Raw genomic sequence first — 12,396 nt, forward strand, 5'->3', positions numbered from 1 at the left:
TATTTCGACACAAATTCATAACAAACAACCTCTTGCGCCGTCGAATCAATAGCCGTTCGAAGCTGTTTTTTCGCTGTCTTTTGCAATTTCGAATCGGACGGTGATATGGACATTCAGACGATGTTTCCGGAGCTCCCGGAAAGCCGGAGCCTCGCATGGGAGGACCTGTTCGCGTCGCGCTCCGGGCCCGGCGCCGGTCCGAGGCTGGCGGCCACCCTGCCCTTGCCGATCGACGCGGCGCGGCATCCGGCCAACGCCCACCGATTCCCCGACGCACCGTGGGCCGCGGCCTGGGTGCTGCTGCAATCGCGCTGGCTGGGCCAGCCCGCGCCGGTCCTGCAAGAGGCCGCGAGCGCCGACGATGCATTCGCCTCGTCCTTCGCCTGGGATGCGGCGCCGACCGCCGGCGAATGGATCGCCGCCATCGACCGCCAGCGCGGCGAGGCAAGCGCCATGCCGCTGCCCGCCGAACTGCCCGCCGTGCTGTGGCTGCGTGATGCCATCAATGCCATCGACGCCGCCGCGGCGCCCGCGCCGATCCGGCTGCGCTTCAGCGCCCAGCCCCCCTGCCTGCATGCCGACGCCGCCGCCGGCTGGCTCGATGCCATCTCGCTGCAGCAGCTGCTCGCGGCAGTGGCCGACACGGCGGCCGACCTCCTGTCGCGCCCCGACGCCCCGATCGCCGAGATTCGCGGCCTGCCGCAGGCCGACCGCGAACGGCAGCTCGCCGAGTGGAACCGCCCGGTGGCACCGCTGGACCGCGCGCTGACCGTGACGGGCCGCTTCCGCGCCCAGGCCGCCGCCGTGCCCGACGCCATCGCGCTGGTCCAGGGCCAGGCGCGCCTGAGCTACCGCGAACTCGACCGGCGCTCGGACGTACTCGCGCAGTGCCTGCAACAGCACGGCGTGCAGGCGGGCGACACGGTCGCTCTCGTGCTCGAACGCTCGATCGACGCGGTGGTGGCGCAACTCGCGATCCTCAAGGCCGGTGCGGCCTACCTGCCGATCCCGACCGAGCAACCGCGCGAGCGCATCGCCGCGATGCTGGCCCAGGCCGGTGCGCGGCTCGCGATCACGACCGAGGCGTTCGACGCGCTGCTGCCACCGTCGACCCCGCTGCTGCGCGTGAATGCATGCGCCGATGACGGCCCACGCGGCAGCTGGCGTGAGCCGGACGTCGACGGCGAATCGCTGGCCTACCTCATGTACACCTCGGGCTCCACCGGCACGCCCAAGGGCATAGCAATCTGCCATCGCGCGATCCTGCGCCTGGTCGTCGGCTCGGACTTCGCCGCCTTCGGCCATGGCCTGTCCATGCTGCATGCCGCGCCGCTGGGGTTCGATGCGGCCACGTTCGAGATCTGGGGGCCGCTGCTCAATGGCGGCGGCTGCGTGGTCCATGACGAACGGCTGCCCACCGGCGCGGGGCTCGCGCGCACCATTGCCCGGCACGGCGTGCACACCGCCTGGCTCACGGCCGCGCTCTTCAATGCGGTGGTCGACGACGATCCCGCCCACCTCGCGGGCCTGCGCCACCTGATCACCGGCGGCGAGGCGCTGTCGCTGCCGCACGTGCGGCGCGCGCTCGCTGCGTTGCCGGGGCTGGTGCTCAGCAACGGCTACGGCCCGACCGAGTGCACCACCTTCGCGGCCACCCACCGCATTCCCGCCGTGCTGCCCGACACGCTGCGCTCGGTGCCGCTCGGTCGCCCGATCCAGGACACGGTGCTGCGCGTGCTGAGCCCTTCGCTCGCGCTGCTGCCGGCGGGCCTGGTGGGCGAGCTCTGCATCGGCGGCCATGGCCTGGCGCGCGGCTACCTGGGCCAGCCCGCGCTGAGCGCCCAGCGCTTCGTCGCCGACCCCTTCGGCGCGGCGGGCGACCGCCTCTACCGCAGCGGCGACCTGGCGCGCTGGCTGCCGGACGGCACGATCGAGTTCGTCGGCCGCCGCGACGGGCAGGTCAAGATCCATGGCCACCGGGTCGAGCTCGGCGAGATCGAGACCGCCCTGCTCTCGCATCCGGCCATCCAGTCCTGCGCGGTCGCCGCGCGGCCCGATGCGGGCGGCGCACTGCGCCTGGTCGCTTACCTGGTCGCGCGTGCGCAGCCGCTGCCCTGGGAGGCGCTGCGCACCCACCTCGCGGCCCGGCTGCCCGCCGCGCTGCTGCCTTCGGCCCAGCTGTGGCTGCCCCGGCTGCCCCTCACACCCAACGGCAAGCTCGACCGCCAGGCCCTGCCCGAGCCGGCCGGTGAGCGCCCCGCGCTCGCGCAGGCCTACGAGGCGCCGCGCGATGCCGCCGAGCAGGCGGTGTGCGAGGCCTTCGCGCACGCACTGCAGCTCGCCGAGGTCGGCCGGCACGACAACTTCTTCGACCTGGGCGGCGACTCGATGCGCGTGCTGCAGGTGCTCGCCGTGCTCCAGCGCGACCAACGCGACCAGCGCGCGCCGCTGTCGACCAACCTGTTCTTCAGCCATCCCACGCCCGCGGCGATCGCGGCCCGGCTGCGCCCGGGCGGCAAGGTGAAAGCCCGCGCCGCCATCGAAGCGCCGCGCGAACGCGCCGTGGCCGCCGACGCCGATGTCGAGGCCATCGCCCTCATCGGCACCGCCGGCCGCTTTCCGGGCGCGGCCGATGTCGAGCAGTTCTGGGACAACCTCGTGGCCGGCCGCGACAGCATCAGCTTCTTCGACGACGCCACGCTCGACGCCGGCGTGAGCGAAGCGTTGCGCCGCGACCCGGCCTACGTGCGGGCGCGCGGCGTGATCGACGGCATCGAGGACTTCGACGCGGCCTTCTTCGGCATCGCGCCGAAGGAAGCCGCGCTGATGGACCCGCAGCAACGCGTGTTTCTCGAGATCTGCTGGGAATGCCTGGAGCGCGCGGGCTACGTGCCCGATGCCGCGCCGGGTCCGGTCGGCGTGTATGCCGGCATGTACAACGCCAGCTACGCGCAGCGGCACCTGAGCACCCGGCCCGACCTGGTCGAGGCGGTCGGCGAGTTCCAGACGATGCTGGCCAACGAGAAGGACTACATCGCCACCCGCGTCGCGCACCGGCTCAACCTCACCGGGCCGGCGGTCAGCGTGCACACCGCCTGCTCGACCTCGCTGGTCGCGGTGGCCCAGGCCTTCCATGCGCTGCGCAGCGGCCAGTGCTACATGGCGCTGGCCGGCGGCGCCGCGGTCACCTGCCCGCCGCGCAGCGGCTACCTCTACAACGAGGGCGCGATGCTCTCGCCCGACGGCCATACGCGCAGCTTCGACGCGAAGGCGCAGGGCACGGTCTTCAGCGACGGCGCGGCCGTGGTGCTGCTGAAGCGGCTGGCCGACGCGCAGGCCGACGGCGACACCATCCATGCCGTGCTGCGCAGCGCCTGCGTCAACAACGACGGCGGCGCGAAGGCCAGCTTCACCGCGCCCAGCGTGGACGGGCAGGCCGCGGTGATCCGCGCGGCGCTGGCCGCGGCCCGGGTCGATGCGCGCAGCATCTCCTTCGTCGAGGCGCATGGCACCGCCACGCCGATGGGCGACCCGATCGAGGTCGAGGCGCTGGCCAGCGCCTTCGCCGAGCACACCGATGCGCTGGACTTCTGCACGCTGGGCTCGCTCAAGAGCAATGTCGGCCACATGGTCACGGCCGCGGGCGCGGCCGGACTGATCAAGACGGCGCTGGCGCTGCAGCACGAATGCATACCGCCGACCGCGCACTTCACCGAGCCGCATCCCGCGATCGGCTTCGAGCGCACGCCCTTTCGCGTCAACCCGCAGCCGAAACCCTGGCCACGTGGCGCGCAGCCGCGCCGCGCCGGCGTGAGCTCCTTCGGCGTGGGCGGCACCAATGCCCACGTCATCGTCGAGGAGGCGCCCGCGCGCGCGCCCTCGGCGCCCGACGAGGGCATGCACGTGCTGCCGCTGGCCGCGCGTTCCGAGGCCGCGCTGGCGATGGCGGCCGAGCGCCTCGCGGCGCACCTCGAGATGCATCCCGAGGATTCGCTGGCCGACGTGGCCCACACACTCGCGGTCGGCCGCAAGGCGCACGCCTTCCGCCGCGCGGTGGTGGCGGCCCGCGCGGACGACGCGGTGGCCGCGCTGCGCGACCCCGGCTCGCCGTGGCGCGCGAATGGCAGCGTGGGCGCGCGAGTACCGCAACTGGTGCTGATGTTCCCGGGCCAGGGCGCCCAGTACGCCGGCATGGGCAGGGCGCTGCACGCGGGCGATCCAGTGTTCGCGGCCGCCTTCGACGACACCCTCGCGGCTTTCGCGGGCGAACTGGACTTCGACCTGCGCGAGCGCATGTTCTCGGACGATCCGCAGGCCCTGCTGCCGACCTCCGTCGCGCAGCCGGCCCTGTTCACGCTCGAATACGCGCTGGCGCGCCGCCTGCTGTCGCTCGGCGCCCGGCCGCAGCTGCTGATCGGCCACAGCGTCGGCGAGTTCGTCGCCGCCGTGCTGGCCGGCGTGATGCGGCTCGAGGAGGCGGCCCGCCTGGTCGCGCGTCGCGGCGCGCTGATGCAGGCGCAGCCGGCGGGCGCGATGCTGTCGGTGCGCCTCGGCGCGGCCGAGCTGCTCGCGCGGCTCGATCCCTCGCTGTCGCTCGCGGCGGACAACGGCCCCACGGCCTGCGTGGCGGCGGGGCCGTCGGAGGCCATCGCCGCCCTGCAGGCCTCGCTGCAGCAAGAGGACATCGCGAGCCGCGCGCTGCAGACCTCGCACGCCTTCCACTCGTCGATGATGGACGAGGTGGTCGCGCCCTTCGAGGCGCTGGTGCGGCAGGTCGCGCTGCGCGCCCCGCGGATTCCCATCGTCTCGACGCTCACCGGCCAGCCGCTCGGCGAGGTGGAAGCCACCAGCGCCGCCTACTGGGCCCAGCATGTGCGCGGCACCGTGCGCTTCTCGCCCGCGCTGCGCGACACCCTCGCGCGGCTGTCGCAGCCGCTGTTCGTCGAGACCGGACCGCGCAACACGCTGGCCACGCTCGCGCGCCAGCACGCGGGCACGGCGGTGTCGCTGCTGCATGGCGATCCGGCCGATGAGGTGGCGCTGCTGCGGCTGGCCTGCGCGCGGCTGTGGACCTGCGGCGCCGAGATCGAGCTCGCGCGCCTATCGACCCATGCCGGCGCGCGGCGCGTGCGCTTGCCGACCACGCCGTTCGAGCGCCAGCGCTGCTGGGTCGACATCGCGCCCCCTCTTTCCGCTTCCGCCACGGCCGCCACGCCAGCCGCCGCACCCCTCGTCCCCTCGATCGCCCTGGAGTCCACCGTGACCGTTGCAACGCCCTCGCCTCTTCCTCCCGCGTCCGCGTCCACCCTGGACGCTCGCCTGCGCGCGCTGTTCGAGGACATCTGCGGCCTCGACATGGCGCAGGCCGACGGGCATGTGCCGTTCGCCGAACTCGGGCTCGACTCCTTGACGCTGACGCAGGCCGCGACGCAGATTCGCAAGCACTTCAAGGTCGAGCTGAGCTTCCGGCAACTGATGGAGAACCACCGCAGCTTCGACGCGCTGGCCGCCTTCCTGCGCCAGAGCCTGCCGGACGAGGCGCCGATCGCCGCCGTGATACCCGCGATGGCGGTGCCGCGGCTCGATGAAAACGCGGGCGCATTCCAGCTGCCACAACTGATTGCGCAGCAAATGGAAATCATGCGCCAGCAACTCGCGCTGTTGTCGGGCACTGGCTCGGTCGCACCCGCCCCCGCCGCCGTCCCGCAGCCCGCCGCCGAGGCGGTCCCGGCCGCGAGCCCGCCGCAGCGCTACGACGTGGCCAAGGCCTTCGGCGCCATCGCGCGCATCCACACCCAGCGCACGGCCGAGCCCAGCGCGCGGCAGCAGGCGCGGCTCGCGGCCTTCGTGCGCCGCTATGTCGAGCGCACGCGCCGCAGCAAGCAGTTCACCGAGGACAACCGGCCCCACATGGCCGATCCGCGCGTGGTCAACGGCTTCCGGCCGCTGACCAAGGAGATCGTCTACCAGATCGTGGTCGAGCGCTCCAAGGGCTCGAAGCTCTGGGACATCGACGGCAACGAGTACGTCGATGCGCTCAACGGCTTCGGCATGAACATGTTCGGCTGGCAGCCCGACTTCGTGCAGGAGGCGGTGCGCCGACAGCTCGACGCCGGCTACGAGATCGGCCCGCAGCACCCGCTGGCGGCCGACGTCGCCGGCCTGGTCTGCGAGCTCACCGGCAGCGACCGCGCCGGCCTCTGCAACACCGGCTCCGAGGCGGTGATGGCGGCGCTGCGCATCGCGCGCACCGTCACCGGCCGCAGCACGGTGGTGGTGTTCACCGGCGCCTACCACGGCACCTTCGACGAGGTGCTGGTGCGCGCGGGCCGCAACGCCAAGGGCCTGTCCGCCGCGCCCGGCGTGATGAGCGGCATGTTCGGCGACATCCGCGTGCTCGACTACGGCACGCCCGAGGCGCTGGCCTTCATCCGCGAGCACGCCGGCGAGCTGGCGGCCGTGCTGGTCGAGCCGGTCCAGAGCCGGCGGCCCGACTTCCAGCCGCGCGAGTTCCTGCACGCGCTGCGCGCCATCACCGAGCAGCAGGGCTGCTGCCTGGTCTTCGACGAGGTCATCACCGGCTTTCGCGTCGCGCTCGGCGGCGCGCAGGCGCTGTTCGGCGTGCGCGCCGACCTCGCCACCTACGGCAAGGTCATCGGCGGCGGCTTTCCGATCGGCGTGGTCGCGGGTCGGCGCGCCTACATGGATGCACTCGACGGCGGCGGCTGGCAGTACGGCGACGACTCCATCCCGGGCGTCGGCGTCACCTACTTCGCGGGCACCTTCGTGCGCCATCCGCTCGCGCTGGCCGCGGCCAAGGCCGCGCTGACGCACCTGAAGGAAGCCGGCGCGGCGCTGCAGGAGGGCCTGAACCAGCGCACCGGCGCCATGGCCGACGAACTGAGCGCCTGGTGCCTGGAGGTCGGCGCGCCGATCGCCATACGCCACTGCGGATCGCTGTGGCGCGTGCACTGGCTCGAGGAGCATCCGCTGCAGGACCTGCTGTTCGCCATGATGCGCAGCCGCGGCATCCACATCCTCGACAACTTCCCCTGCTTCCTGACCAGCGCACACGACGCGCAGGACATCGCGGCCATCCAGGCGGCGTTCAAGGCCTCGGTGGCCGAGCTGCAGGAGTCGGACTTCCTGCCGCGCCGCGCGCCCAGTCCCTTGAGCTTCGAGGTGCGCAAGAACGCGCGGGACGGCTCGGTGCTCGCCCGCGACGTCGACGGCCAGCCCTTCTGGTACGTGCCGGCCGTCGACGGCGGCGCGGTGCCCGCGGTGACGGACCCGGCCCCGGTTGGTGGCGCGAACGCCAAGGCGGTCGCATGAACGCCGTGCTTCGCCCCACCCCCGATGCCATCGATGCCGCGCCGGCCCGCGGCAGCGTCGAGTGCGTGATTCCCACCACCGAATCGCAGCGCGAGGTCTGGCTCGGCGCCATGCTGAGCGCCGAGGCCTCGCTGGCCTACAACGAATCGGTGCTGCTGCGGCTGCGCGGCACGCTCGATGGCCCGGCGCTGTCGCGCGCGCTGGCGCGGCTGGTGCAGCGCCACCAGTCGCTGCGCGCCACCCTCTCGCCCGACGGCCGCAGCATGCTGGTCGGCGGCGGCGACGCGCCGGCCCTCGAGCTGCGCGACCTGCGCACGCTCGACGCGACGGGCCGTGCGCAGGCGCTCGACGCCGCGCACCGAGACGCGGTGTGCACCCCGTTCCCGCTCGAGCAGGGTCCGCTGTTCCGGGCTGCGCTGTACCGGCTCGGCGATGCCGAGCATGAGCTCGTGATGTCGGCCCATCACGTGGTGTGCGACGGCTGGTCGTGGGCGGTCATCGCCGAGCAGCTCGGCCATCTCTATGCCGACGAGATCGGCGAGGGCCTGCCGCTGCGCGCCGCGCCGAGCTACGCGGCCTTCGCGGCCGAGGAAGCCGCCGAGGCGGCCGGGCCCGCCATGCAGGCGCACGTGGATCATTGGCTGGCGCGCTTCGCCGGTAGCCTGCCGGTGCTCGAGCTGCCGACCGACCGCCCGCGCCCGGCGGTGCGCGGCTTCGATTCGCAACGCATCGAGCGCCGGCTCGACCGCACGCTGGTGAGCGCGATGCGCGCCGCGAGCGCGAAGTCCGGCACCAGCCTGTTCGCGGGGCTGCTGGCCGCCTTCGCCGCCACGCTGCACCGCCTGAGCGGGCAGGACGACATCGTGATCGGCATTCCCGCCTCGGGCCAACTCTCGCGCGACATGCCGGGGCTGGTCGGCCACTGCGTGAACCTGCTGCCGCTGCGTCTCGCGGTGGGCGGGCAACTGCGCTTCGACGCGCTGATGGGCGAATGCGGCACGGCCGTGCTCGACGCCTTCGAGCACCAGTCGCTGACCTATGGCGCGCTGCTCGGCAAGCTCTCGCTCGAGCGCGACGCGAGCCGCCAGCCGCTGGTGAGCGTGATGTTCAACCTCGACCCCGACGTGGCCGGCAGCGCGCAGAACTTCGCCGGCCTCGCGGTCACGCAGGACACGGTGCCGCGCCGCTACGAGAACTTCGAGCTGTTCCTCAACCTGCGGCCGGCCGAGGGCGGCCTGGTGGTCGAGGCCCAGTACAACACCGGCCTGTTCGACGAGGCCAGCGTGCGGCGCTGGCTCGACATGTTCGAGTGCCTGCTGCGCTCGGCCGTGCAGGCACCGGACCAGCCCATCGGTCGGCTGGCGCTGCTCTCGCCCGAGGCGGCGCGCGAGCTGCTCGCGCTGCAACCCGCGCCGAGCCCGCTGGCGGGCCTGCCGTTCGCGCATGCCGGCTTCGAGGCCAGCGCGCTGCTGCAGCCCGATCGCCCCGCGATCCGCGACGGCGCGCGCCGCTGCAGCTACGGCACGCTCGACGCGCAGTCGAACCGGCTCGCGCATGCGCTGCGCGAACGCGGCATGGGCCGCGGCCAGCGCGTGGGCCTGTGCCTGGAGCGCGGCATCGACATGGTCGTCGCGCTGCTGGCGGTGCTGAAGTCGGGCGCGGCCTACGTGCCGCTCGACCCGGGCTTTCCGCAGGCGCGGCTCGACCACTACGCCGAGGATGCCCGCCTCGGCCTGCTGCTCACCACGTCCGACATCGCGACCGCGCCGCGCGGCTGGCGTGCCGATGCGGCCGAGCGCGTGTTCGAGCTCGACCGCGACACGGCCTGGCTGCGCGCGCCCGCGGGCGCCCTGCCGCCCAGTGGCGACGATGCCGGCCCCGAGGACGCGGCCTACGTCATCTACACCTCGGGCTCGACCGGCACGCCCAAGGGCGTGTGCGTGCCGCACCGCGCGGTGGCGAACCTGCTGCAGTCGATGCGCAAGGCGCCGGGCCTCGGCGAGGGCGACCGGCTGGCCGCAGTCACCACCTTGTCCTTCGACATCGCGGTGGCCGAGCTGCTGCTGCCGCTGGCCGCCGGCGCCGAGATCGTGATGGTCCCGCGCGAGACCGCGATGGACGGCCGCCGCCTGCGCGCGCTGCTCGAGGAGGAGGACGTCACCGTGCTGCAGGCCACGCCCGGCATGTGGCAGCTGCTGCTCGATGCGCAGTGGCCGGGCGCGCCCGGCTTGCGCGGCTGGATCGGCGGCGAGCCGGTGCGCGGGCGGCTCGCGCTCGAGCTGCTCGAGCGCTGCGCGCAGCTGTGGAACGTCTACGGCCCGACCGAGACCACCGTCTGGTCCACGGCCTGGAACATGCGACGCGACACCATCGCCGCGCATGGCGTGTCGATCGGGCAGCCGATCGACAACACCAGCGTCTGGATCCTCGATGCCGCGCTGCAGCCCTGCCCCGTCGGCGTGCCGGGCGAGCTCTGCATCGGCGGCGAGGGCCTCGCGCTCGGCTACCTCGAGCGGCCCGAGCTGACAGCGGAGCGCTTCGTCGGCGCGCGCATCCTCGGGCAGGCCACCGCCATCTACCGCACCGGCGACCGCGGCCGCTGGCGCAACGACGGCCTGCTCGAGCATCTGGGACGGCTGGACTTCCAGGTCAAGGTGCGCGGCTACCGCATCGAGCCCGGCGAGATCGAGGCCCGCTGCAACGAGGCGCCGGGCGTCTCGCGCAGCGTGGTCGTGGCGCGCGAGGACCGGCCCGGCGACGTGCGGCTGGTGGCCTACCTGGCGCTGCAGCCCGGCGCCGCGGGCGCGGCCTTCGAGCTCGGGGCGCTGATGCAGCAGCTGCGCGAAAACCTGCCGGCCTTCATGCTGCCGCAGCACGTGGTCACCCTGCCCGTGCTGCCCACGCTGCCCAACGGCAAGCTCGACCGCGTCGCGCTGCCGCCGCCGGGCGCGCTGCCGCGCGAGGTGGCGCAGCGCGGCGCCGGCCCCGCCAACGAGATCGAGCGCAAGGTGCTCGCGGCGATGGAGCAGGTGCTGAGCCTGCCGGGCATGGACATGGGCGACGACTTCTTCACCCTGGGCGGCCATTCGCTGCTGGCCGCGCGGCTGGCCACGCTGCTGAGCCGCGAGTTCGATCTGGCGCTGCCGCTGCGCACCTTGTTCGAGGCGCCGACGGCGCAGCGGCTGGCCGCCGCCATCGCCGCCCTGCGCGGCGCGGGCGAAACGCGTCAGACCGCACTGCCCTGCCACTTCGAGCGCGAGCTGGCGCCGATGACGCCGTCGCAGGAACGCATCCGCTTCATGGAGGAGCTGCACCCGGGCCGCTCGGTCTACAACGCGCCCTCGGCGCAGCGGCTGCTCGGCGCCTTCGACGCCGCGCGCTTCGAGGCCGTGCTGCGCGAGATCATCCGCCGCCAGCCCGCGCTGCGCACCTGCATGGGCGTGGATCCGGCCAACGGCGCGCCGGTGCAGTCGATCGCCCGCGCGGTCGACTTCTCGCTGCCCGTGATCGACCTGCGCGAGCTGCCGGCCGACCAGCGCGAGGCCGAGCTCGCCGAGCGCATGCAGGAGCTGGCCGACCGCCCGATCGACATCCACCGCGCGCCGATGCTGCACGCCGCGCTGTTCCGCATCGACGAGGACGCGCATGTCTTCGTGTTCGTGCCGCACCACCTGGTCTGGGACGGCTGGTCCTTCGACCTGCTGCAGGCCGAGCTGGCCGCGCTCTACGACGCGGCCGAGCGTGGCCGCCCGCACGCGCTGCCCGCGCTCGCGACCACGCACGGCGACTATGCCGAGTGGCTGGCCGGCTGGATGGCCACGCCCGATTTCGAGGCGCAGCGCGCGCTGTGGCGCGAGCGCGCCGCCGCCGTGGCCGCGCCGCGCCTGCCGCGCACCGACATGCCGCGCCGCGCCGGCAGGAGCGGCCAGGGCGGTTCGCAATGGATCGCCATCGACCTGCCCGCCACCCAGCGGCTGCGCGAGACCGCGCGCGAACTCGACGTGACGCTCAGCATGTTCACTTTCGCGATCCATGCGCTCGCGATGGGCCGCACCATCGGCAGCGACACCCTCGTGGTCGCCAACCCGGTGCGCGGCCGGCAGCAGCCCGAGACCGAGAACGTGATGGGCGTCTTCAACAACATGCTGCCGGTGTCGCTGCGCATCGACCTCGGCCTGACGCTGCCCGCGTACCTGCGCTACGTGAAGCAGGAGCTGCTCGCGCTGATGGCCTGCCAGCAGGTACCGTTCGAGCGCCTGGTGGCCGAGCCCGGCGGCCCGGCCCGGGCGGCCGGCGCCTACCAGACGATGTTCTCGTTCCAGGATGCGCGCGAACGCGGTTCCCGCATCGGCAGCCTGCGCACGCAGCAGATGCACCTGCTGCAGCGCGGCGCCACCGACGATATCGGCGTGTGGCTGCTCGACACGCCGCACGGGCTCGAGGGCGCGCTGATCTACAACGCCGACATCTACCTGCGCGAGACCGGCGCCCGGCTGCGCGAGCGCTACCTCGAACTGCTGCGCCGCGCGGCCGACCGCCCGCACGCGACGCTCGCGCAGCTGGCCAGCGAGGAAGGCTCGCCCAGCGCCGCCTACCTGCGCAAGCTCGCGGCCGAGCCGCCGGAAGCGTTGGCACCGCAGGCCGCCGCGGCGGCGCTGCCGCTCGCCGACGTGCTGCCGCCCGAGCATGCGCGGCTGGCGCAGATCTGGGCCGACGTGATCGGCATCGACGTCAACGAGATCCGCGCCAGCGACAACTTCTTCGACCTCGGCGGCGATTCGCTGCTGGTGCAGCGCTCGGTCGAGCGGACCGCGCTGACCCTGGGCCACCGCGTCGAGCCGCGCCGCTACCTGTTCGAGAACCTGGCGCAGTTGGCGGCCTCGCCGCCCTCCGCGGATATCACGCCGGCCGAGGCCGGGGGCCCGAAGCGCGCGCCGACCCCCGGCCGCACGCTCGGCTTGCTGGGACGCACCCTCAGCGGCTGGCTGCGCGGGGACCGGGCATGAGCGCCGCGCCGGGCCGCCCCAAGCAAGCTCGCACCGCAGTGCGAAGCACGAAGGTACT

General features: G+C 73.4%; 2 protein-coding genes. Both read left to right on the forward strand.

Annotation, left to right across the window (positions count from 1 at the left end; all coding sequences use genetic code 11):
* Nucleotides 1-120 precede the first annotated feature (120 nt).
* Nucleotides 121-7,332: a hybrid non-ribosomal peptide synthetase/type I polyketide synthase gene (locus tag BM109_RS27785; RefSeq protein WP_256222816.1), complete on the forward strand. Its 7,212-nt coding sequence runs from the start codon at nt 121-123 to the stop codon at nt 7,330-7,332.
* Nucleotides 7,329-12,338, forward strand: a complete 5,010-nt coding sequence (locus BM109_RS27790) for a non-ribosomal peptide synthetase (RefSeq protein ID WP_093350060.1) — start codon at nt 7,329-7,331, stop codon at nt 12,336-12,338. The genes BM109_RS27785 and BM109_RS27790 overlap by 4 nt, the downstream gene beginning before the upstream one ends.
* The last annotated feature ends 58 nt before the right edge of the window (nt 12,339-12,396 follow it).

Source organism: Variovorax sp. PDC80 (assembly GCF_900115375.1).
Classification (GTDB): domain Bacteria; phylum Pseudomonadota; class Gammaproteobacteria; order Burkholderiales; family Burkholderiaceae_C; genus Variovorax.

Bases quoted from the DNA above. Each gene is read 5' to 3' on its own strand.
- BM109_RS27785 (WP_256222816.1), top strand. From the start codon at position 121: ATGTTTCCGGAGCTCCCGGAAAGCCGGAGCCTCGCATGGGAGGACCTG.
- BM109_RS27790 (WP_093350060.1), top strand. From the start codon at position 7,329: ATGAACGCCGTGCTTCGCCCCACCCCCGATGCCATCGATGCCGCGCCG.